The sequence below is a fragment of the Streptomyces sp. NPDC059008 genome, from assembly GCF_042749045.1.
Lineage (GTDB): Bacteria > Actinomycetota > Actinomycetes > Streptomycetales > Streptomycetaceae > Streptomyces.
This window is the reverse complement of the sequence record NZ_JBHYJC010000007.1, coordinates 37,264-61,051: the sequence shown is the minus strand read 5'-3', so window position 1 is coordinate 61,051 and position 23,788 is coordinate 37,264. Positions and strand designations below refer to the sequence as shown.

Below are 23,788 nucleotides of genomic sequence, written 5' to 3'. Positions count from 1 at the left end.
TGAAGACAAGGAACTTCCCATGCATATCCTCATGATCGAATGCAACCCCAACGGCATCGCCGGCATCGCCAACGCCCTGGAGCTCGGGCACGACGTGACCTTCGTGTCCGCCGACCCCGACTTCTACCTGGGCGCCTCGCCGCTGGCCGAGGCCGCGTTCGCGCACCCCCGGTGCGAGGTGATCAAGAGCGAGACGGTGTTCTCCATCGACGACCTGGAGCGGCTCGCCAAGGAGGTGCACGCGGCGAAGCCGGTGCACGGCGTCATGACCTACAGCGAGTACCACACGGTCCACGCCGCGTCGGTGGCCCGCTCCCTCGGCCTGCCGGGCATGAGCGTCGACGCGGCCCTCAACGCCCGCCACAAGCACCGCACCCGGCTCGCCCTGCGGGACACCGACGTGCGTCAGCCGCGGTTCGTGCACGTCGCCGAGCCCACGTCCGGCGACGCCATGGAGGCCGCGGTCCGGGAGATCGGCTTCCCGTGCGTGGTGAAGCCCTCCGACGGCACCGCGAGCCTGCACGTACTGCTGCTCCGCGACGAGGAGGAGCTCGCCGCGTACCTCGCGGAGCTGGCGTCGGTCGCCGACTACGGGCGCGGAGTCACCCGTATCCCGGACATCGTGGTCGAGGAGTTCGTCGAGGGCGAGCTGGTCTCCGTCGAGGCCTGTGTGCTCCAGGGCGGCGAGATCGTCAACCTCGGCATCACGGACCGCAATCTCAGCGGCTTCCCGTACTTCATCGAGATGGGCCTGACCTACTTCCGCGGCCACCCGCTCCAGGACGAGCTGTACGCGATGAACGAGCAGGTCCTCAAGGGCCTCGGCATCGACTTCGGCTTCATCCACGCCGAGTACTTCCTCGCCGCGGACGGTCCGGTGCTGTGCGAGGTCAACGGCCGGCTCACGGGCGGCATCGTGCCGCAGCTGATGGAGCTCTCCAGCGGCGTCAACGCCTACCTGGAGGTGATCCGCCAGGCCCTCGGCGAGCGTCCCGAGCTGCCGATCCCCGGCGACGTCATCGCCAGCGGCCACTGGTTCGGCTCCCCGGTCGAGGGCGAGCTGGTCTCCATCGGCTTCGACCGGATCAAGGACGCCCCGGGCTTCGTCGAGGCCCTCGCCTACGCCAAGCCGGGCCGTCGTGTCTCGCGCCTGTCGAAGAGCAACTTCGACTGGCTCGGCCACCTCATCTTCACCGGCCAGGACCGGGACGAGGCGGCCGGGCGCGTCCAGGCGGCCCTGAACGACATCGAGTTCACGATCTCCGTGCAGGTCGCCCGATGACACGCGTCGCGATTCCGGAGCTGGACCCGACGGAGGTCTTCGAGGTCACCGTCGAGGACGGGCACTTCTCCCGCATCCGGCCCGTCGCCGAGCGGAAGGCCGACGACCTCGCCACGCCCGAGCTGTGGCCGGGCCTCGTCGAGACCCACGCCCACGTGGGCCTTCCCGCCAACTTCGACGACTCGCTGGAAGACCCCCGTATCGTCGCGCTGCAGTACCTGTACAGCGGAGTCACCCACGTCGTCGACATGTTCGGATTCCCGCTGGTCAAGGAGGCCTGGGAGCGGGGCCGCGCGGAATCGGCACTGCCCTACCCCGAGCTGGTGCACTGCGGTTACGCGGTCACCGCGATGACGAATGCCGCCGGCCTCACCGGCCACGGCGTCGAGTTCCCGGCCCCGGTGCACATCATCGCCACCGAGACCGATCTCGAACACGCGATACGTTCCAACGTCGAACGCGGCGGTACCTTCCTGAAGGTGATGTTCACGGACGGCACCGAACAGCCGGGCAGCCCGGTGAAGTTCTCCCGGCTGTCCCGGCGGGTTCTCGAGTTCTCCGCCCGGATCGCCGCCGAGCGCGGCATCACCGCCGTCATCGACTGCAACACCCTCCAGGAGACCCGCTGGGCCTACGAGTGCGGCTTCCGCCTCTTCGCCCACACCGTGCGGGACCGGACGCTCGACGCGGCCGACTGGAAGGAGTTCGACGGTGCCCGGTTCGTCTCCACCCTGGCCGGCCTGCGCACCATGATCATGACGGGCGAGGAGTTCCGGGCCGAGTACGGGCGTGAGGGCTTCGCCGAGACCCAGGACCTCCGCAACCTGGAGTTCTCCCAGGGCATCGAGAAGCCCTACGGCATCGAGTACGGCTGCCAGGAGACCCGCACGGCAGCGCTGGCCGACATGCGCCGCAACGCCCTGTCCACCCTCCGCGAGGGCACGTTGCTGATCGGTACCGACTCGGGCAACACGGGTGCGTACCACGGCTACTCCCTCCTGAGCGAACTCGACCTGCTGCGCGGCGACGACGCCTCGCTCGAGGGGCCGTTGCGGCACCAGGCGACGATCGGGGGCCGCCGCTACTTCGACGAGCTGAGCGGCGACACCCACGGCAGCCATCCACTGCGCGTCGGCGCGGCCGCCACCTACAACCTGCACGCTCCGGGCCGGCCGCTGTCCGCCCTCCCGCTGAGCACGGTCATCCGGGGCGTGCCGATCGACCGGCAGGCCGTCGTGCGCACCATCGCCGAGCTGCGTGCCGCGGGGACGGACCGGAAGGAGGAGTCTTGATCAGGCAACGCAAGCGCGCACTCATGGGTGTCGTCGGCGGCATCCTCCTGGCCAATACCGGCAGTTACATCTGGTTCCCCGTACTCGTCGCCACCCTCGGCGGGACCGACAGCGGGTTCTGGGCGGGCGTGGTCATGTGTATGACGTACGTCGGCCGCCTGCTCGCCACCTTCTGCTACGAGGGGATCGCGGCCCGCGCCGGTGTCCGCGGGGGCGTGTTCCTCGGTACGGCGCTGGAAGCCGTGGCCCTCGGGCTCATGGGGTTCACCGACGGCGTGCTCGCGTACAGCGTGCTCGCGTTCTTCATCGGCTTCGGCTCAGGGGTCTCCTTCCCCGGACTGAAGAACGTCCTGGTCTCCTTTCCCGAGGAGGAACGGCCCAAGGCGTTCTCCGCGTTCCAGATGGCGGGGCAGGTCGGCCTCTTCGGTGGCGCGTTGCTGGGCGCGGTGCTGGCGCATGTGGAGCTGCGGACCCTGTTCTCGGTGGTGTTCGCGTTCTTCATCGGCTTCTGCCTGATCACCTCGGCACTGATTCCCCGAGAGGGTTTCGAGCGTGCGCCGAAGGCCACGGGCGGCCGCGCTCCGCTGTTCAGTCTGACCGCGTTCAAGGGCATCGAGGTACGCGGCGCCACCCGATACTTCCTGCTGTCCGCCGCGTTCTGGTTCCTGTCCCTGGGCTTCGTGGTCGGTATCCCCCTGCACATGGCGGCATACGTCCCGGGATGGGCCCCGTCCGCGCCGTTCTGGATCACCGGGCTGAGCATCCTGGTGCTCCAGTACCCGCTGTTCAAGCTGTTCAACAAGCGGTTCAGCCCGGGGGCGGTCATGGCCGTCGGCCTGGCCGGAATGACCACCGCGTTCGTCGCCTTCGGGGCCGGTCGCACCGCTCCCTGGGTGGTGGTCGGCTGTCTGACGGTGGTGCTCGGAGAGATCCTCTTCGTGCCGTCGTTCGACCTCTGGATCGCCCGCAGGGTTCCCGAGCACCGGCTGGCCAAGGCCATGGGCGCGATGCACTTCTTCCGCAGCGCGGGGAACATGGTCGGCTCCCTCGCCGCGGGGGTCCTGTTCGACCTGTCGCGCTCCCTCGGTGTGGCGGGTGGCAACTGGTACGTCGCGGCCCTGCTGGCGGCGGGCTGCGCACTCGTCTGCCTGAGCGGCCGGAACTCCGGCGCGACCGAGGAGACTCCGGGGACCGAGGCCCCGGAAGACACGGAGAACGAAGAGAAGGTGAGGGAGAATGTCTGACATCTGCGTCATCGGGGGCACCCGGTACTTCGGCAAGGTGCTGGTCCGACAACTGCTGGACGACGGGCATCGGGTCACCCTGGTCAATCGCGGGCAGACCCCCGACTCCTTCGGCGACGCGGTGCGGCGGCTGCGCGCCGACGTCAACGCCCCCGGAGAGCTGACCACCGCGGTGGCGGGGCAGCGGTTCGACGCGGTGGTCCATCAGATGTGCTACACGCCGAACGCCGCCGTGGAGGCGTGCGAGGCGTTCGGCGAACGGGCCGGGAAGATCGTCATGACCAGCACCATCGAGGTGTACAACAGGGACACCTTCCGCTGGCGGTTCCAGGCCCCGCCGCTCAGTGCCCGGGCCCGCGAGGAGGAACTCGACCCGGCGGACTACGACTTCGACACCGACCTGCCCTGGAACGCACCCGGCTACCTGGACGCCCACTACGGCGAGGGAAAGCGCCAGGCCGAGGCCGCGCTGACCCGCCGCGCGAAGACGCCGGTGCTGCTGGCCCGGGTCGCCCATGTCCTGGCCGCGGAAGGCGACTTCACCGGCCGTCTGCAGTTCCACCTCGACCGCATCAGGGCCGGGCGGCCCGTCGTCGCCCACACGGCGCCCGGTCGGACCTCGCTGGTACGGGCCGACGAGGCCGCCGGCTTCCTCGCCTGGGCGGCCCTCTGCGACGCCACCGGAGCGGTCAACGTCGCCTCTCCGGACACCGCCGATGTCTACGACGTCTGCGCCGCGGTGGAGAGCGCGACCGGACTCACGGCCGACGTGATCGAGAAGGAGGACCCCTCCGGCGACCCCGACCTGTCCCCGTTCTCCTGCCCGGCCGACTTCGGTATGTCGAGCGACCGGGCGGCGGCCCTCGGCCACCACTTCACCCCGATCGCCCAGTGGCTTCCCACGGTCGCCCGTAACGCCCTCGCCGGCTGAGCCGGCTCCCCTCACGCCAAGGAGCAGTGATGTTCGACCTCATCGTCGTCGTCCACGTCCCCGAGCCCGATGACATCGCGCCGGTGGCCGACGCCCTGGCCCGGATGCGCCCCCTGTGTCTCGCCGAGGACGGCTGCGTCAACTGGGAGGCGTACCAGTCGGAGGACGACCAGGGCCGCTTCGTCCTCGTCGAGCGCTGGGCGAGCCGCACGCACTGGGAGGCCCACGGCTCCGGCGACGCCATCCAGAAGATCTACCTCCAGGAGATCATGCCGCGCATCGAACGCGAGGTGCACCCGAGCAGTCCGGTGAGCAGCGCGCAGTAGCGGATGACAGGGCAATGGGGTGTGGACCGTCCTCGCAACGGCTCCGCACCCCGTCCGCGTGACCCACCGATCCGGCAAGAACACCGGGCTGCTTCAACGATCGACTGCGCCGGCCATGGCATGCGTGCTCTCCCTTCCCGCGCCGTCGCGGTCGCGGTCGCGGTCGCGGTCGCCGTCGCGGTCGTCGGGATCGGCTGCCGGTCCCGCACAGGCGCACGGGCCGGACGCGTTCCGGCGGCTGCTGCGCGGCGGCGGTGACGCGATCATCGATCGGCGCGGCCGGGGTCCGGCGCGCGGCGGTTTCCTCGACCGGGTCTCCTACGCGCTGGGCTTGAACGGGCCGGGTCTGGTGGTGGACACCGGGCAGTCGTCGTCGCTGGCCGCCGTGCACCTGGCGGCGCGCGAGCCTGCGGAACGGTGAGTCCGACCTGGCTCCGGCCGGTGGTGTGAACCTGATCCTCGCGCCGGAGAGCACCGTGGCCCTGGAGCGGGCCGGGGCGCTGTCGGCGGACGGACGCTGCTTCACCTTCGACGCCCGCGCGAACGCCTACGTCCGGGGCGCGGGCGGCAGGTTCGTCGTCCTCAAGCTCCTGGAAGCCGCCGTCCGGGACGGCGACCGCATCCATGCCGTCGTCCGCGGCAGTGCCCTGAACGACGACGGTGCGACCGAGACGCTGCCGACGCCGGGACGTGCGTCGCAGGAGGGGGTGCTCCTCGCGGCCTGTGCCGACGCTGGCGTCGGGCCGGGCCAGGTCCGGTGCGTCGCACTGCACGGGTCGGGCACGCGGGTCGGCGACCCGGTCGAAGCCGCGGCGCTCGGTGCGACGTTGGGCGCGGCCCGTACGAAGGACGCCCCGCTCCTGGTCGGGTCGGTGAAGACGAACATCGGTCATCTGGAGGACTCGGCCGTGATCGCCGGGATCGCCGGGATCGTCAAGGCCGTCCTGTGCGTCGGCGCACGCGAACTCGTTCCCGGCCTGAACCACTCCGCGCCCGGTGAGCGCATCCCGCTCGACGAGCTGCGTCTGCGGGTGAACACCGAGACCCGCCCCTAGCCGTCGCCGGAGGGGCGGGTGTGCCGCTGGGCATCGGTAGGTCCGCGCCGACCGCCACCAGCGAGATCCTCACCGCCCGGCATTCCGCGCTGCCCTGGCCGGGCGTCCCGGCCGACCACCGAGCGCACCCCCCTCGACCGGTGCCTGCGCGACCTCATCACCGCGAGCCGCCATGTCGCGTCCTGGGAGAAGATCCTCGACGGGGTCGGCAGCCTGCGGCTCGGGGCACCCCCGCCTCACCCCACCTCTGATGCCGGTCGACGAACCGACGGACCGCACACTGTGTGGAGGTGGTTGACGGTCCGAACGATCGGCTGGTTAAGCTCATCGACAGTAGTAGCAGGCTGAAGCGAGTGCGAAAGCCGCGTTCGGTGTGCGAGAAGGGCCCTCTGGGCTCGAAGGGGGTTCTCATGACCAACAGGCGGGGAAGCGGACCGGGACCGGGCGAGCGGGAGATCGACGACTCCGAGTTGATGGACGTCGCGCAGGAACCAGAGCAGGCTCACAGCCTCCACATGGCGCTGCGCACTCTGGCCCACAACCCCAATGTGAACGGGCCGCTCCAGGAGATGGCCCAGGGCATCCTGTCGGGACGTATGGGAATGACCGACGCCATCAAGAACGAGCGCTACATGGACGCGCTGGGCGACCGCATGACGGAGATCCGACGCGCCGCCGAGTCGCAGACCATGGAGGACCGCGAGGCTGAGCGCGAGCAGCGCGAGCAGTGGCAGCGCAAGCGGGACGAGGAAGAGCAGAAGGAGCGCGCCGAGCGCGACGGCCCGTCGACCAACCTGGTCACGGGGCCGAAGAAGCGGGGGCGGGCCGGACACCGGGGTTGAGCCCGGGGCCGGATACGGGCCAAGGGCCCGTGCCCACGGAGGCTCGAGCCCTCTCGCCGGCGCACCGCCTACCGGTGGACGAGGGGGAGGCCCTCGAAATGGCCCGCCCCTTCTTCGGTGGCCCCGGGCCCGACGGCACCCAGACGCCGTTTCGGTGCGCGGGTTCGACATCGGCTGCCCCGAACACGGTGATCACTTCGTCTCGGAGGGTGATCGGCCGGGTGCTCTCGGGACAGCACCGTGAAACCCAGGGGTTGAGGGCTTGTCAGTGCCTCTGGGTACGCTGGCACAGATAGGGAACGGACGTGAACCGGCATCGCGATGACGCCGGTTGGTGAACGGGGGCGAATCAGTCATGGGCGACGGCTTCAAGAGCGATCCGGCGACGCTGAAGGCCGAGGGGAAGAACTTCTCCGACATCGGCAGGGATTTCTACCAGGCGACCACCAAGCTGAAGAACGGCCTGGCCGCGCAGGGTGACGGTGGAGGCGGCGGAGGCGCAGCGCCGAAGGAGACGACGTTCGCGAGTGTCGCCCAGGACGCCTGGAAGGGCCTGACCACCTTCAGCGACAAGGAAGGCACCCCGCCGTGGGGGGACGACGAGCTCGGTGAGAAGTTCGGCGTGGTCTACGAAGGCCTGCGCGACGGCATGACGGACTCGATGGAGCACCTTGCCACCAAGCTCAACGAAATCGGCAAGGCGCTGGAGCGGATGGCGAAGAACCACGAGGAGAACGAGGACTTCAACGACGCTCTGGTCAAGGAGCAGAAGCCGGAGAACCAGTTCGGCGGCGAGGTGCACATTCTGAAGTCCGTCGGGTGACACGGCCCGCACCACGGGGGGCGTGCGGCGACCGGCGTCCGACTTCCGAACTGTCGACTACCGACTGCCGACTGCCCCGCACCAAGCGCAAGTCCTACCGCATGACCCCGCCTGGCCCACAGCCGCCCCTTCACTGACAGGAGAGAGTCCGTGTCGCATCCCGACGCGCCGGAACCGGTACAGCCCGTCCCCACCACTGCCGATGAGGCATTGGCTGCCGCTCGCGCCCGATTCGAAGTACTGGACCTGGAAGGAAACCCGGCGCCGTTGTACGTGACGGAGTTCGACATCGGCTTCCTCGTCCACGCCGTCATGCCCCCACCGCCGCCCGGCACTCAGGCGCCGTTGGGTGGCAGTCACATGGTGATCTCCAAAAGCGACGGAGCCGTCACTTATGTACCCAACTTTCCGCCGGACTCCGCGATCGATCTGTACCGGAGTCTGCGCCGACGCAATGGCTAGGGCGGCCGCCTGACGGCGGGACGGCTGGACGACTGGACGGCTGGACGGCTTTGGACCGGGTGTCTGCTACAGCACTGTGACACACCAGAGTTCAGGGATCAGAAAGACCGTTGGGTAGGCTCTGGCATGGGCATGGCTCTGCGCCGACGCAAGCCGGTTGAGCACTCACGAGGCTCCGAATGGCGCCTCCGACAGCAGCAGAGAAGCAGGGGACCCTTCCGCCGGCGGTGAGGCGGATGGGATCACTCGGCCCACAGGGCCGGGGCAACACGAACTACATGGGCGACAACGGGGGACTTCGTCGTGGCTTTGATGCTGCCGAACGCACTTGAGTGGGTTCTCGAGATGTGTGGCTTCGAATGGCCCACAGGCAACGAAGACAAAATGATGGAGTGCGCCAATACCTGGCGCCAGTTCGCCGCTGATGTGGAGGCCCTCCAGGCCCGTGGCATGAGCGCCGCCGGCAACGTCCTCGCCGAGAACGCCGGTGACTCCATCGAGGGCTTCAACAAGACCTGGGACAAGTTCGCCGGCGGCTCGGGCTACTTCGACGACGCCCGCCAGGGCGCCGAGCTGATCGCCATATGCATGGACGCCGCGGCGATGCTCATCATCGGGCTCAAAGTGGCGGTGATCGCCCAGTTGATCATCCTGGCGATCGAGATCGCCGCGGCCCAGGCCGCCGCTCCGTTCACCCTGGGCCTGTCCGAACTCGGCGCGATGGGCGCGGTCGCCGCCACGCGGATGATCCTGCGCAAACTCCTCAAGGAGATAGCCCAACAGATCTTGCAGGCGGTGTTGGAGACCGCCAAGGAACCCTTTGTCTCCGCTCTGGAAGCCATGGTCTCCGACCTGGTCGCCCAGACCGTCGAGCAGAACTTCGGCAAGCAGTCGGGCTACGACCTGGGCCGCACCGCCAAGAAGGGTTACGAAGAGGGCAAGGAGGCCCTGAAGAATTCCGGTTCCACCTTCGGCGAGTCGCTGCGCGACGGCGCCGGCTCCCGCGCGGGGCGTGGCGCCCGCGACGGGCTGACCAACAGCGGAAACGACGGCGGCGACGGCTCGTCGGACTCCGGCAACGACAGCTCGTCGAACTCCAACGATTCGTCGTCGAACAACAACTCGTCGTCCAACGACAGCAGCTCGTCCAACGACAGCAGTTCCTCCAACGACAGCAGTTCGTCCAACAACTCCCCCAGCTCCTCCGATTCGTCGAACTCGCCGAGCTCGTCCAACTCGTCCAGCTCTTCCAGCTCTTCCAGCTCTTCCAGCTCTTCATCGAACGACAGCAGCTCGTCGAGCAACTCCCCGAGTTCCAGTAGTTCGTCGCCGAGTTCGAGCAGTTCGCCGAGTTCGAGTAGCGGCGACTCCGGGCGCAGGGCGCCGGATATCGGCGGTCCGTCGTCCTCGACTCCGTCGAGCGGTTCGGACAGCTCTTCGTCGGGCGGTTCGGACAGCTCTTCGTCGAGCCCGTCCTCGTCGTCGAACCCGTCCTCGTCGTCCGATGGCCCGTCGGCTTCGAGCTCGCCCTCCTCTTCCTCGAGTACGCCGTCCAACAGCGGCACGGACAGCACCGGCAGCCCGGACTCGTCGAACCCCTCGTCGAACCCCTCGTCGCCCTCGTCCTCACCGAGCCGTGGCTCCGACTCGCCCAGCCCCTTCGACGTGGGTACCCAGGCCTACAACGACAGCATCGGTCGTTCTCCGGGAGACGACTCGTCCACCCCCGACTCGTCTCCGGACTCGTCCACGCCGTCCACCACGACGAGGCCGGACGTCCAGGGCGGACCGGCCCCCGACACCACCCCCGAGTCCGCCCGTCCGGACAGCACTCCGGACGCCCCGCCGATCACGGCACCGGGCAACGAGCCGTCCGTACCCTCCCCCTCCTCGCCCAACGAGGGACCGGGCACCACGCCGGATGTCGATGGCTCCCCGGCACCGGACACCACTCCGGACAGCGCTCGCCCGAGCCGCCCGGAAGGCGCCGACGTCCACACCCCGGAGCAGGGCGCGTCGATCCCGGACCCGCGCAACGCCGAGCCCGCGCCCATGCCATCCCCGCCGCCGGAGACGGACCGCCCCGAGGCCGCACCGGCCCCGGCTCCCGACAACTCCCGCCCCGAACCGGGCGTGCACCAGGTCGACCGCGACTCGGCCACCACCATGCCCGCACCGGCCCAGGGCCCCATGCCGGGCGACCCCCACGACGGCAACAACGACGGCAACAACAACGACAACCAGAACCAGGGCAGCGGCCGCGGCTCCATGCCGAGCGGCGCCATGCCCGGCCACACGCCCACCGCAAGCCCCAGCCCTGGTCAGGGCCACGCGCCGACACCGTCGACACCGACCCGGCAAAACCCGGACGACGAAGACATGGGCCTCATGGGCAACGGCGCCACGGCGGCGCCCCCGGCCCCCGGTACGCAGCACGGTGAGGCGGGCATCCCGCAGCAGCCGGCCCCGTCGTCCGCGACGCCATCGACGTCGAACCCGGGTGCCATGCCACCACCGGCAGCCGGCCCCATCCCGACGCAGGCGCCGGCGGCAGGCAACCCCAGGACGACACCGCGGGCCACCACGCCCGGCGCCACGACGCCGCGTACGGAACAGCCGAGCACCAGGCCGACGACGCCCTCGCGGGACACCCAGCAGAACCGTCCCGCATCGACACCGCGCACCACGACGCCGCGTAGCGAGACACCGAGCCGCCCGACCACGCAGCCGCGCACCGACACACCGCGTACCGAAACGCCCGGCCGCACCACCACACCACCACGCACTGACACGCCGCGTACCGAGACTCCGCGTACCGAAACTCCGCGGACCGAGACGCCTGGGCGTCCGACCACGCCGCCCCGCGGCGAGCAGCCGACGAACCGTCCGACGGACCGTCCGACGGACCAGCAGTCACCGGCCGAGTCCCCCAGTCCCACGCCGAACGACCAGGGGATGCCGGCACCGAACAACCAACAGCCGGACAACCAACAGCCGGACAACCAACAGCCGGACAACCAACAGCCGGACAACCAACAGCCGGACAATCAGCAGCCGGACAATCAGCAGCCGGACGCCAACGACCAGACGCCCGATCAGAACCAGCCCCCGGCTGACGACAGCGCGCCCGAGCAACCCACGGCGCCCCCGTCTCCGCCCCAGGCAGACAGCCTCTCGGACATCCGCAACGACCTGAACATCCCGTTCGAAGGCCTGACCACACCCGACCCCGCCCATCAGCAGGACCTCGAGAACGCCCACCCGAGGAACCCCGACGGCACCCCGCAGGTGTACGCGGACCCGCGGCAGGGAAACTGGGCGGGTCTGCAGAACGACGGCGGCGTGGGGGTGCCCGGCCGGTCCAACAACTGCGCGGACTGCACCCGCTCGTTCCTCGAGACATGGTTCGGCCGCCCGACGGTGTCCGCCCCGCGCACCTTGGACCTCAACGCGGACGGCAGCCTGAACACCTTCTCCGCGGAGCGCGACTCGGTCGACAACCAGGCGCGTTGGGCCGGCGCACCCAGCACGTACGCGGGCATGGACCATCCCAACCCGTATGCGCGTATCGCCTACGAGCTGTCGCAGGCCGGGCACGGCTCGGCAGCAGTGATCGGCGTCAACTGGCCCGGCGGTGGCGGCCACGCCTTCGCCGCGGTCAACCACAACGGCCAGGTGCTGTTCGTCGACGCGCAAACAGGCGTCGTCAGCGAGAATCCGATTCACCTGGGCGCCCAAGAGGTCTTCTACACCCCGCTGGACGCCAATCGGAATCCGATCACTCCGTACTTCCTGACCCCGGCGACGCCTCAACCGTCCCCCCAGAACACTCCGGACACCAACAACAGCCCGGGTCCCGACTCGTCGACGGATCAGTCGACTCCCGACGATCAGTCGGACGGACCGTCCAACACCTCGCCGTCCACTGAGCCGTCCACTGAACCGTCCACTGAGCCCTCCACTGACGAGGCGCCCTCCGACAACGACGGCTCGACCGCCGAACAGCACACGAACGACGGCAGCACCGACACGGCACCGCCGTCGACGACCCCGGAATCCTCCACAACTCCGGAGACGACGCCAACCCCCGAAACGACGCCGACCCCGGAGACGACGTCGACCCCGGAGACGACGTCGACCCCGGAGACGACATCACCGCAGAACGAGGACACCTCTCCGGACACGAACACCACCCAGGAGTCCGCCCCAGACCAGGCATCCGAGACCGCCCCGGACACGGACTCCACCACGGCCCCGGACTCGGAAGCGACCCAGGACTCGGACGCGACGGACCAGGACAGCCCGCAGCCCGACCACGCGCAGGACACACAGGACACGCAGGACACGCAGGACAGCCAGGAATCTCAAGCCCCTGAGGATTCCCAGGACACCCACGACACCCAGGACACCCAGGACACCCAGGACACCCACGACACCCAGGACACCCAGGAAGACCAGGACCCTCACGACACCGACCAGCAAGCGGAGTCGAGGGAACCGGTCTTCCCGTCCACCGCCACCCGCCCCTCCGGTCCGCCGGATGGCTACGACGACCCCACCGACGCCAACAACCGTGCGCAGCAGGAGCGCTTCCCGCGCAACGAGGACGGCTCGTTCCAGCAGGCCCCTGACCCGCGCGAGGGCACCTGGGTCGACGATCTGCGCGGCCAGAATCCCGACGAGTCCGGTCGCGACGTCAACTGCCCCGACGGAGCACTGGCGTTCGTCGAGTCGTACGCGGGCAACCCCACGGTCGCCGCCCGCCGCAGCCCGAATGAGGACGGCACCCCCGCCGACACGCCCGAGCCCAATGGCCGCGACCGTATCGAGAACGCCCTGGGCACCGAGTTCGACGACTTCGGCGACGGCCGCGACGCGTACAACAACCTGGAGACCGCCCTCCTCAACGAGGGCCACGGCTCACAGGCCGTGATCATCACCCAGAACGCCGACGGCCGTGCCCACGCCTGGAACGTGGTCAACCACAACGGCCAGATCGTCTACGCCGACCCGCAGACGGGCCAGAGCAGCACCACCCCGCTCCACAGCGGCAACAACGGCGTCTTCGCGATCCCGTTGGACGCCAACCGTCGACCCATCGACACCACCCACCAGCCCACCGCGCAAAACCAGGGCCAGACCACACCCGCCGGTACGGACCACACCTCGCGCCAGCGCCCGGCTGGTGCGACCCCCGGGTCCAACGACCCCGGCGCGGAAGCCACTCGCGAGCGGCGCAACCAGAGCCTTCCCAAGCCGGAGGCCCCGGATCAGCAGCATGCCAACCTCCCTCCGGATCAATCACAGCAGGATCTCCGGCGGGAGCACGCGGTACGGCGGATTGATCTGACGCCGGTCCAGCAGCAGATGCGGGCCTGGGCCGAGCTCCAGGGCAACCCGCCCACCGCCCCCTCCCCCTTGCACAATCTGCTGCGGGAGTCCCTGGATCGACGGCAGCAGCATGCAGAGTCCGCACAGCACATCCGCGACGCCAAGCAGGCCCTTGACGACGCCAAGAAGGAGACCGACAGCGCCAAGAGGGCGCTGAAGAAGGCCGATCCGGCGGAGCGGGCGGATGCCGAGCAGCGACTGAACGACGCCAAGAACGCCTTGGCGGAGGCGAAGAAGGCACACAAGGAGACGCTGCTGGCGCACCGGGACAACGTCTCGATGCCGGCGACCAACTTCACGGACAGCGATCTGCGCCGTCATCTCGACCCGGCGTGGTCGCAGATGAACGACGGTGACCGGTACGCCGCGCTCGCGACCTTGGGCCGGATGAGCCACTCCTTCCACGCGAACAACGCGGTGGGCGCGAGCCCGGAACCCGCGCCCAACAACGATCCGTACGCCGACGCCCCGCCCAAGAAGCGTCAGAAGATCGACCCGGCGCACGACCATCACGAGTCCGTGGCATCCACCCGACGGGAAGCCTCGGCTCGCCCCAAGGAGAACGCCCCGCAGGACCTCAGGGACCTGTTGGACGAGACGGAGCGCAACTCCCCGGACTTCTCCGACAAGAACTACGCGGTGGTGGAGGTCGTCGACGAGCGCGGCGAGAGCCACTACATCATCGACTCCTCGGTCCCGGCCGCCTCGGACGCCGTGCGTCCACGGCACTCGGAAGGCCACATCCTGGAGTGGGTCGACCAGCTCAACAACAGCAGGGAAGCCGAGGGGAAGCCCAAGTACAAGGTCGCCGGTCTGTACACCGAGCGGGAGCCTTGCGGTCTGCGCAAGGACATGTCCGGGCATGCGGACTGCTCCAAGACCATTCGCGACTCCGACGCGATGGACGGTGTGCCCGTGTACTACAGCACGACGTACCGGGTCGACCCTCAGCGCAAGGAGTTGCTGGAGCAGGAGCGCGCCGACCGGCGGGAACAGGGCAAGACCGACGCCGAGATCAAGAAGGAACTGGACGGCTACAAGACGCCCAACCGCCAACTCATGGACCAGGAGATCCAGCAGCACCTGAACTTCGTCGATCAATTGACACAGACGCTGGCGAATCCGGCCCTGAACACACCGCCGGCCCCCACGCACGACCAGAACACACCGCCCACCCAGGCTCCTCAGTCGGGCCCGTCCCATCCCACGGACCCCCACCGCACACCCCCATCGGACCCGGCAGGCACGGACCGCCGTCCCCCCAACGACCCCGCAGGCACAGACCGCCGTCCCCCCAACGACCCCGCAGGCACAGACCGCCGTCCCCCCAACGACCCCGCAGGCACAGACCGCCGTCCCCCGGCAGACTCCGTCGGAACGCCGACCAGCAACCCGACCGATAGCGGGCGTACACCTTCGGCAGACCCCGCGAGCACCAACTCCCCTGTGGACAGCAGGAATGCGGGCACCAGGACTGCGGGCACCAGGACTGCGGACAACGGAACTGCGGACAACAGGACTGCGGTAAACGGAACATCCGCGCCGGCGGACTCGCAGCGCTCGAACCGCGACGGTTCGCAGACGCAGACCCCACTCGCGGGCGCGGGAGGGACCCCGCGCACCACCACCACCGCCGCCACGGGGGCGGCCGAGCAGGCCGGCGCCGCGAACCCATCCGCCGACGAGCCCCGCGAGGGCTCGCCCGCCTCGGACAACCAGCCGGAGAAGCGAGGCCGGTTCAAGCGGGTCTGGCAGTCCCTGACCCAGTCAGGCCCGGCCGAGCCCACCGAGGTCACCACCGAGGTGGACCATCCGCAGTTCGGCAACCACGAGAAGCTGCCGGAGCACCAGCCCGACCGTTACGGCACTCCGCTGGACCGTCGCGACGGGACGCGCGTGCCGCTGTTCGACGGGCCTCCGACGCGTGAGCAGACGAAGCAGGGTGAAATCGGTGACTGCGGCATCATCGCCACCATGGGAGCCATCGCGAGCCGGTACCCGGATCTCCTCCAGGACATGATTCGCGAGACGGAGGACGGCAACTACGAGGTCCGCTTCCACGAGGTCGCGCGCAACAAGTACGGCAACCACGCTCCGACCGGGCGCATCCTGACCATGCGGGTCACTCCCGATGTGCCCGTGTACAGCGACTTCCCCATGCTCACCCCCTACGCCAACGCCCACGACGTGGATGTGGCCTGGCCGGCGATCATGGAGAAGGCCATCGCGGGCCTGGACCAGTTCTGGGACGACAAGCAGCGCGAGCACTTGTTGCAGTTCCCCCGCTACAGGGACTTCGACGGCAACCTGCTGACGGGCTACTCCCGTATCACCCATGGCTCCACTTCGGGCGACCGCGCCGAGCTGCTCGCCCAGATGACGGGACGTACGGCGGAGAACCACGATGTCCCGACGCAGTTCGATATGCAGGGCCGCAGCCCGGAAAAGCAACTCGTGGCCCACCTGCGGGAGCTCACCGAAAGCGGCAGGCCGGTCGTTGTCGGCACCATCCCCAAGGGGAAGGGTGTGGAGAACAAGATGGAGAAGGGCCTCCGGAGTTCCCACGCCTACGAAATCGTCTCGGTCGACGACAAGGGCCTGATTCAGTTGCGCAACCCGCACAACAAGGACCATCCCGAGCCGCTGACCGCCAAGGACTTCATGAAATACTGCAGCAACCAGTACGCGTCTTTGGAGGATGAGAAGTGAGTGCTGACACGATTCACCTCTGGCAGGGAATTCAGAAGAATCTCGAGAAGGCCAGCTTCTCAGTGAACGACATCTACCGGGAGTCCGACGCCGCGGTCAGGGTTCGGCTCGTGACCTTCGCCACCGAGGAGCAGACGCATATCCTCCGCATTGGTGAGACCTTCCCCGTGGGCGACGAGACGTGGCAGCTCGCCGAATTGACGGGTTGGCCGAGCGAGGACGACTGGACCGTGGTGCTGCGCCGCGTCGCGGCCACCCCGGCCTGATTCCGCCACCGCCCACCCCGCGTAGGGTCGAGGTGTCATCGCGCACCTGAGGAGGACCATGCCCGAGCCAACCACCGAAACCCCCGGAATCCCCGAGGAAGAGGTCGCCGGTCGCGTCGGCGCATGGTGGCGTGAGGGTGGGCTCGGCGGCCAGGTGGCCTTTCTTGTCGCTCCGGACGGCCATGACGCCTCGGCCGTCATGCGGGAGACACACGAGCACGTGCCCGGCAGTGTCGTCGTCGACGCCACCGGTCTCACCGCCGAGCAGGTCATGCAGCAGGCCCTCACGGCGCTCGGAGTCGATCTGTCCGCGGACAAGCGGGACGACTGGCGTTTCGCGCTCGGCTCGTGGCCCGAGGAGCGGTTGCTGCTGGTCGTCAACGCCCATCGCGCCGGGCCGACACGGCGGTCGTACGAGCCGGAGCGGTTGGTGACCCGGACCCTTCCGTGGCTGGCGCGTGGCAAGTTGGCCGTGGTGGTCCATGTGGTTCCCGAGTTGCTGCCGACCCGTGTCGATCCCAGGGCGGTGTTTCGGCTGTCCGTGGCGGCCGTCGAGTCTCTGCCGGCGGTGACAGAGTCCGTTGCCGTACGGGCGTTGGCCCTGGCCGAGCCCCGCTTCGTACCCGTCCCCGTCTGGGCCCAACTCGTCACCGCGCTGACCGGTGAAGCGGCATCCGAAGACGCACTCGCTGAATTCGCGAGGGAAGGGTCCGGAATTCTTCGACTCGGGCCTCTCGGGGTTTCCTTTGTCGACGAGTGCCTGGCCGAGACCTTGCGTCGGGAGATCGAATCCGCCGAACTCTCCCGCGTCAACGGGCATATGGTTGCCTGGCTGATGCGCTCGGCTCCGGGTTTTCGCCACCCCGAGGGGTGGGCCAAGCACGGTGCCGTCGGCCTGTACGCGGCCACTGGGCTCGCCATGCACGCCGTGCAGGCGGGGACGTACGAAGAACTCCTGCGCGATGGACGTACGGTGGCCCATCTCCCGCAGACCGCACTGATGGACTCGGCGCGAAGCCGCAGCTTCGTCATCCCCGGAAACAGTCCGGCCGCCGATGCAATTCATTTGTGGGGGTGGGGAGTTGTACCGCACAGTCAGGGTGAGTGGGCTTCCTGGCTGCATTTGATGGCTTGGTCGCGCGACGATCTCGAATTCGCGTCGTCCGTGGCTTCGTCCGGTGTCTCACTTCCCTGGCGTACGAAGTGGGCCCACTGGCGGCCGCCGGGTGGGTACCATGCCCGTTTCCTCGAAGCAGGCAGGTTCGTCAGGCTGGCGGAAGTGCGCCGGCAGGGACGGCCCGCCATTGCCGGATTGCAGCAGCGTACGGTAGACGGATCGCCGCAACCATATGTCTCCGTCCGGGACTTGGAGTCGGGTGAGCTCGTCGCAGGTCCCTGGGAGCAGGACGAGATTCCGCAGGAACACCGCACGGACCTGGCCTTTCCCCCGGCGACTACGACACCCACCCCATCGGCCTCACAGGCCGGCGAGAGTTCCAGGCATCCCACATACCTCCGCGAGTTGTTCGACTCGTCGTCCCCTCCTCGAAGCAAAAGCGCGTTCCTGCTTCCCTGCACCTCACTGACCGTGGGCAATGTCGTCGTGTTCGGGGGCGACCTGGGGCTGATCGCCATCCAGTCAGCGGACGGCGTGGTCCCCTCGGACACCTTCGGCTCCCGGCAAAAGCCCCTGTCCTGGGATTACGCGGACGCGGGCCCGAGCCGCCCCATTGATGCCACGCCCCCGAACCACAGAGACCTGATCGCGCTTTTCGGCGAAGACGACATCTACGAGGCCGAACCCGAGGAACTTCCCGATGAGTTGACCCATCAGCCGACTCGGGAGCTGTGCACCGAGTTCGGCCTGCCGGACATGAACGAGGGCGCCATGGCGCTACTACCGTACGGGAATTGGGAAATCGACCTCTTCGACGAGGTGAGCTGGCCGGGTGATGTCGAACCCGTGGCGGAACGCGGGCCTTTCTTCCAGATCGGCAAGTGGATGGGTGGCGAAATCGTCGTCGACGGGCCCACCGGACACATCCTGCGCGTCCCGACCGGGCCCGACGAGGAGTATCTGGCCGGGCTTCCCGCTGCACGCAGCCTGGAGAGCTTCCTCACCATGGTCGCGCTGTGGGTCACCGGGCTCCGCACCCGTGCCCTCCTTCCTCCAGGCAACTCCGAGCGAGGACAGATCACTTACTGGGTCCTGGGGCAACTGGCCGAAGTCGACGAAAGGGGCGGCGAGCAGCCCGCGTGGTCGTACGTCCTCCACAACGAGTGACACCGGTCCGTCGGAGAGGCCCGCGACAAGACGCCGCAGCCCCTCTCGGTAGTTAACCCCTCCCGTGCCGCCGCCTCGTCCGTCTCCCGCCCCGTCTCCCCACTCCACACAGCTCCGCGGGCGCGTACGGAATGCGTACGTACGCGGAGAGGCGCGGCGCGTTGTCAGCGGTGCGCCGCGCCTCCAAGACGAGGGGGTCGATCAGAACAACCCGTGCCACATCTGCTCGACGATCACCGACCACCAGTTGCTCGGGTCGTCCAGGGCCGATGCGTCGATGGCGACGAGCTGATCCTGGAAGTCGGCGACGGCCCTGCCCGCCATGATCGGGTCGAGCGCGATCATCTCCTCGCGCGTGGTGTGCAGGAGCGCGAGGGAGCGGGCGAAGGCGGACACCGAGGCGTTGACGCGGCGGCCCGCTCCGCTTTCCGGAGTGACGGCCCAGAGCTGGCCGACCGGCTCACCCCCCAGATCGGACCCCGTGCACTGGACGGTGAGCAGAGCGACCCCGTCGGTGCCGATCCTGACGTGACCCTCCAGGAACGCGAGGGAGTCGGCGCTCGCCTGGGAGCCGACCTCGCGCAGATGCGCGGCGGCATTGCCGAACAGGCCGGCCGGAAGCTCCGCCTCCGGGTTGTCGGCCGTGAAGAAGAACGGGATGTCGGTCGGAAGCCCGGCCCATGTCAGCGTGGCCTTGGTGGCCTCGGGGAGCGGGGTGCCCGCCATGTCGTCGGCGTCGTAGCGACGTACGTCGTCGGCGCCGAAGGCCTCCGCCAGCTCGCGGCCCAGGGCGACATCGCGGAGCGGCTCGGCCGGCTCGACGTCGGTCGACACCGGCACGCGGTGAGGCCGGGGCGGCGGCTGCTGTCCCGCGATCTGGTGCATCATCTCGACGTGCTGGAGCAGCCCGGCGATCGCCTCGGCGCGCTCCTCGCCCCGCAGGCCGTACTCCTGCGTGCAGGAGAACCGGGCGTTGGGGTAGACACGGCCGATCAGCCGGCCCGGGTACCCGCCGGGGAGCGGGCTGGAGCTGAGGTCGGTGTGGATCGCGACCACGTTCTGCGCGGGGACGTCGAGGCTCTGGAGCTCCGCCATGGCCTGGAACTCGGAGTGCGGCAGACCGGGGGCGGAGTTCTTGAAGAGGCTCGTCTCCTCGCCGGTGCGCGGGTCGAGGTAGGTGATGACCGTGGTGTTGCCGGGGCCGGTGACCGGCGGCTGCGCGGGCGGCGCGGTCTCCTGGCCGCCGCCGTGCTTGTGCTGATACATCCGCACGACCTCCTCGACCGGTACGGACGGCCAGGTGGTCAGCTCGCCGGTACGGCGGTCGACCACACCGCAGGCGTGGCCGATCGTGGCCGGCGGCCGGCGCTTGCCCGTGACCGGGTCACGCTCGATCGGCGGGGCCGCGGCCCACACCACCCAGCCCAGATCGAACTCCTGCATCCGCACCTCACGGCGCTGTTGTCCCTCGGGGTTGAGCCACCCCTCGGCGGTCGCGAGCGCCTGCTCCTGGCTGATCACGGGAACTTCCCTTCGAGTCTTCGGGCGGACGGGGCCGGTGCGGCCGGGGTCGGTGCCGGGCGCGCTCCGCGGCCCTCGTCCGAGTGGGCCTGGGTGCAGGCGGTCTGGTGCGGGCACCTTCGACAGGCTTCGGGGCTTCGGGCCTTTGAGCCTAACAATCTGCGATGGGCGGGTGTCAGGCGGTCGGGCGGGCATCGGGCCCGGGAGCTTGTGGAGCCTGTGCGGCTTCCGGCTCGGGCTCGGGGGCCGCTACGGCCTCGGGCTCGGCTACCCGGGGGTCGGGTACGGAGCGCCGAGCGGCCGTGGCACGGGGCTGCGCCGGGCGGATCTGCAGCGCCTTCACACCGCTTTCCGTGGCAACAAGAAGGATGCCGTCGGGGGAGAGATCGGTTCCCGTGAAGGGCGTGGCGGAGATCAGGGCCGTGACGATCTTCTCGTCGCCCTGCTGCTCGCCGCGACGCCAGACACGTACGTAGTCGGCGCCGCGGCTGAACCCGAGCGCCCCCGCGGCACGCTCGTCATCCGAGAGGCGCAGGATCTGGGCCGGGTCGGCATCGATGACGGATCCGGTGGCGAGGTCCTGCACCAGCACGGCGGGGGCCTTGGGATCGTCGGCCTTCAACGGGCTCGAACCCGGGGTGCCTTGAGGCACCGCGCTCACGGCGACGGCGAGCGGGGCCGACTCCACAGGCTCCTCCGCGGCGCTGTCCGAAGCGGCCGCGGACGGGGGCAGCGTGCCGACGGTCACGGCGTCGACCCCGGCGACCGGGGCGCTCCACAGGGTGTGCCAGGGAAGCTCGGGCACGATGCGGCGCAACACCGCCGCGTACTCCGGCAGTCCGTCTTCGACGAACGCGGTCTCCAGGAGCGCCGCTCGAAGGACGGCGGGTGCCTGGGTGCGGGTGAGCAGCGGGGCCGTACGCAGATAGGTACGTGCCGGTGCTTCCAGCTGCTCCGGGGGTACGGCCTCCACCGCGGCGCGCAGCCGCACCGGCTCGGCGTGGGTGAACAGGCCGGGGTCGGTGAGGAGCCGCGGGAGCAGACCGGCCTCCAGGGTGTGTCCCGCGATGCGATCGCGAACGTACGCCCCTGCCTTCGCCCAGTCCTGGTCGGGTACGGCGTCCAGCAACTCCATGGCGATACGCGCCTGAGCGCCCGGAACATTCGGAATGCCGGCCCGAACGGCCTCGGCGACACCCGGGTGCGGCAATCCAAGGAGCGTCTGCTCGTCCTCGGGGATGCCTTCGCCGGCCCGCTCGATGCGGCGGATGAAGGGGGCGACGAGCAGCATGCCCCGCGCCATGTCCTCGCTCATGTCCCGCTCGGCGACGGCGGAGGCGAGCGGGGTCAGCAGGTGCACGGGCAGGCCGTCGCCCTCGGCAAGGGCGAGGGGCGCGAGGATCTGCCGCAGGATGCGGGGGTGGGTGTCGAGTCGCTGGGCGTGCAGATCGAGCACTTCGCCGACGCTGCCGGGCAGTTGGCTGGCATCCGTCGGGTCGAAGCCCTCCGGGTGCATCAGGATCGACCGCACGGCGAGGTACACGGTCAGGCGGCTGCCCGCGCCGTCTCCCGCGTGCCGGGCGATCGCCTCGGCGAGCGCGCGTCGAGCGTCGGGCTCGGTGGTGAACGGCAGCTCCGGGGCGCCGAATTCGGGGTCGAGCAGCGCCTCGGCCTGCAGCACAAGCCCTTCGGGGTCGGCCCACTCGGGTGCGTCGAGGTCGATGATCTGGGCCACGCCGGGCGGCAGGCCCTCGGCGAGCTCGGCGGCGAACTCCCGGGGTACGTCGGCGAGAAGGCGTAGGGACTCGACGGCGGCGAGGGGCTTCAGCACGTCCCGCACCACGTGCGCGGGCTCACCCGTCCCCCGCACCGGTCCGGCCCGATCCACATCCGGCACCACGATCGTCACCGGCCGCCCGGACAGCGGGAGTCGACCGAGTTCGGGGAAGATGTCGGCGGTGCGGGTCGCGGACAACTCGTAGTGATCGGCGAGCAGCCACAGGGTCTGCGCTGCCGTCAGCCCGACGACGCTCGGCACCGCGGGTGCGGGCAGGTCCGGAGGCACGGTCGCCGGATCGAGCGCGTCCAGATCGAGCCCCTTGCGATACTCCGGGTCGCAGAGCATCAGGAACCCCGTGAGCAGCCGCGAACACCCGGTGCCGGGACTTCCGGTCAGGATGACGACCCTGGGCACGCCCGGCCGCTCCATCCGCCACCCGGTGAGCGCGCGCAGCACGGCATCGCGCCCCCCGATGTAGGGGTGCGGCTCATGGGCCTTGGTCTGTTCTGGGGCCTGGGTCGGGCTGGTCATTTTCTCCCCGTTGTCCTGTCCGTCCGGCACCGTCAAGTCGTGTTGACCGTACGCCGTTCATCCTAGGTGCGATCCCGCGGCCGGACGACTCTCCCCGGCGACGATGATGTCCGCCGCCCGGCCCCATACCGACACCTGGGACACCATCGCCCGCACCTACCTCCGCCTCACCGACGCCCGGCCACTTCCCGTCGCCATGCCGGACCACCTGATCCCCGAAGCCGACGCCCTGAACGCTCTGAACGCCCGGACGCCCTCACGCCCTGACGCCTCACACTCGACGAGCCGTACGCCGTGCACCCCTGGCTGCAGCGCCTTTCGCCGTGCTCACGGTCGGAGGGAGCCGAAGCCGCACTTCGGCTCCTTCCCGCCGCCGGCCGGTGGCACCGGCATCGGGCTTTCCCGGGCCGACCTTACGTCTCGCCCAGCAGTCCGCGGATCGACTCCCACGCCGTTCCCGCGACCGTCCGCAACGCCTCGGCCGTCGCGCCGTCCCGGGCCCGGTGGGACATGCCCTGAACGATCACCCCGGTGAACTCGGCGACCGCGCGTGCGTCGGTGCCGGCCGGGAGGGTGCCCGCGGCGATGTCGGCTCTGATGCGTGCCTCCAGGCGGTCGATGTTGGCGTTGCGGAGATCGCGGAGGTGGTCGGCGACTTGCTGGGCGGCGTCCGAGACCCGGGTGGCGGAGCCTATGACCAGGCAGCCGCCGGGACTGTCGGTGTGGGTGTAGGCGTCGACCGCCTCGTGCAGCAGGCGATAGATCAGGGCGGGGGAGCGGTCCTCCTCGTCGAAGGCGCGCTGCAGGAAGCTGCCGCTGCCGTTGTTGTAGTGCTCGACGGCGGCGAAGAAGAGGCCCTCCTTGCTGCCGAAGGCTGCGTAGAGGCTGGGGGTGTTGATCCCCATCTCCCGGGTGAGGGTGGCCACCGAGGTGCCGTCGTAACCGTGCCGCCAGAAGGCGACCATGGCCTTGTCCAGAATGTGTTCGAGGTCGAACTTACGGCCCTGGCCGCGTACGCCTGTCATCGGGTGCTCCCACGTCGTCGTCAG

General features: G+C 69.4%; 16 protein-coding genes. 13 read left to right on the top strand and 3 right to left on the bottom strand.

Annotation, left to right across the window (positions count from 1 at the left end; genetic code table 11):
* Positions 1-19 precede the first annotated feature (19 nt).
* From ACFWZH_RS11865 to ACFWZH_RS11805, 13 genes are all read left to right on the top strand, one after another.
* Positions 20-1,282 (top strand): ATP-grasp domain-containing protein, encoded by a 1,263-nt coding sequence (locus ACFWZH_RS11865; RefSeq protein ID WP_384428304.1) that lies wholly within the window; start codon positions 20-22, stop codon positions 1,280-1,282.
* Complete coding sequence (locus tag ACFWZH_RS11860) at positions 1,279-2,574, top strand: hydrolase (RefSeq protein ID WP_384428303.1); 1,296 nt, start codon at positions 1,279-1,281, stop codon at positions 2,572-2,574. The genes ACFWZH_RS11865 and ACFWZH_RS11860 overlap by 4 nt, the downstream gene beginning before the upstream one ends.
* On the top strand, positions 2,571-3,818 hold the full coding sequence (locus ACFWZH_RS11855; RefSeq protein ID WP_384428302.1) for an MFS transporter: 1,248 nt from the start codon (positions 2,571-2,573) through the stop codon (positions 3,816-3,818). The genes ACFWZH_RS11860 and ACFWZH_RS11855 overlap by 4 nt, the downstream gene beginning before the upstream one ends.
* The gene (locus tag ACFWZH_RS11850) at positions 3,811-4,749 is read left to right on the top strand and encodes an NAD-dependent epimerase/dehydratase family protein (protein ID WP_384428301.1); all 939 of its coding nucleotides are present in this window, start codon (positions 3,811-3,813) and stop codon (positions 4,747-4,749) included. Before ACFWZH_RS11855 ends, ACFWZH_RS11850 begins: the two co-directional genes overlap by 8 nt.
* A 29-nt stretch (positions 4,750-4,778) precedes the next feature.
* Entirely contained in the window at positions 4,779-5,075 is a 297-nt protein-coding gene (locus tag ACFWZH_RS11845; RefSeq protein WP_384428299.1) for a putative quinol monooxygenase, read from the top strand.
* Between the two features lie 124 nt (positions 5,076-5,199).
* Positions 5,200-5,496 carry a beta-ketoacyl synthase N-terminal-like domain-containing protein gene (locus tag ACFWZH_RS11840; RefSeq protein WP_384428297.1) on the top strand — a complete coding sequence of 99 codons (297 nt, stop codon included), beginning with the start codon at positions 5,200-5,202 and terminating at the stop codon, positions 5,494-5,496.
* A gap of 25 nt (positions 5,497-5,521) precedes the next feature.
* The gene (locus ACFWZH_RS11835; protein ID WP_384428295.1) at positions 5,522-6,130 is read left to right on the top strand and encodes a polyketide synthase; all 609 of its coding nucleotides are present in this window, start codon (positions 5,522-5,524) and stop codon (positions 6,128-6,130) included.
* Between the two features lie 410 nt (positions 6,131-6,540).
* The gene (locus ACFWZH_RS11830; protein ID WP_384428293.1) at positions 6,541-6,972 is read left to right on the top strand and encodes a hypothetical protein; all 432 of its coding nucleotides are present in this window, start codon (positions 6,541-6,543) and stop codon (positions 6,970-6,972) included.
* Between the two features lie 355 nt (positions 6,973-7,327).
* Positions 7,328-7,795: a hypothetical protein gene (locus ACFWZH_RS11825; protein WP_384428291.1), complete on the top strand. Its 468-nt coding sequence runs from the start codon at positions 7,328-7,330 to the stop codon at positions 7,793-7,795.
* A gap of 150 nt (positions 7,796-7,945) precedes the next feature.
* Complete coding sequence (locus ACFWZH_RS11820) at positions 7,946-8,257, top strand: hypothetical protein (RefSeq protein WP_384428289.1); 312 nt, start codon at positions 7,946-7,948, stop codon at positions 8,255-8,257.
* Between the two features lie 387 nt (positions 8,258-8,644).
* The gene (locus ACFWZH_RS11815; RefSeq protein ID WP_384428287.1) at positions 8,645-16,357 is read left to right on the top strand and encodes a toxin glutamine deamidase domain-containing protein; all 7,713 of its coding nucleotides are present in this window, start codon (positions 8,645-8,647) and stop codon (positions 16,355-16,357) included.
* Positions 16,354-16,623, top strand: a complete 270-nt coding sequence (locus ACFWZH_RS11810) for a DUF6406 domain-containing protein (protein ID WP_384428285.1) — start codon at positions 16,354-16,356, stop codon at positions 16,621-16,623. Before ACFWZH_RS11815 ends, ACFWZH_RS11810 begins: the two co-directional genes overlap by 4 nt.
* A gap of 58 nt (positions 16,624-16,681) precedes the next feature.
* On the top strand, positions 16,682-18,907 hold the full coding sequence (locus tag ACFWZH_RS11805) for an SUKH-4 family immunity protein (RefSeq protein WP_384428283.1): 2,226 nt from the start codon (positions 16,682-16,684) through the stop codon (positions 18,905-18,907).
* Between the two features lie 201 nt (positions 18,908-19,108).
* On the opposite strand, the gene ACFWZH_RS11800 is transcribed toward ACFWZH_RS11805, so the two are convergent.
* From ACFWZH_RS11800 to ACFWZH_RS11790, 3 genes are all read right to left on the bottom strand, one after another.
* Positions 19,109-20,428 carry an SUKH-4 family immunity protein gene (locus ACFWZH_RS11800; protein ID WP_384428281.1) on the bottom strand — a complete coding sequence of 440 codons (1,320 nt, stop codon included), beginning with the start codon at positions 20,426-20,428 and terminating at the stop codon, positions 19,109-19,111.
* A gap of 175 nt (positions 20,429-20,603) precedes the next feature.
* Entirely contained in the window at positions 20,604-22,739 is a 2,136-nt protein-coding gene (locus ACFWZH_RS11795; RefSeq protein ID WP_384428278.1) for an ATP-binding protein, read from the bottom strand.
* 413 nt (positions 22,740-23,152) lie between these two features.
* Complete coding sequence (locus ACFWZH_RS11790; protein ID WP_384428277.1) at positions 23,153-23,764, bottom strand: TetR/AcrR family transcriptional regulator; 612 nt, start codon at positions 23,762-23,764, stop codon at positions 23,153-23,155.
* Between the last annotated feature and the right edge of the window lie 24 nt (positions 23,765-23,788).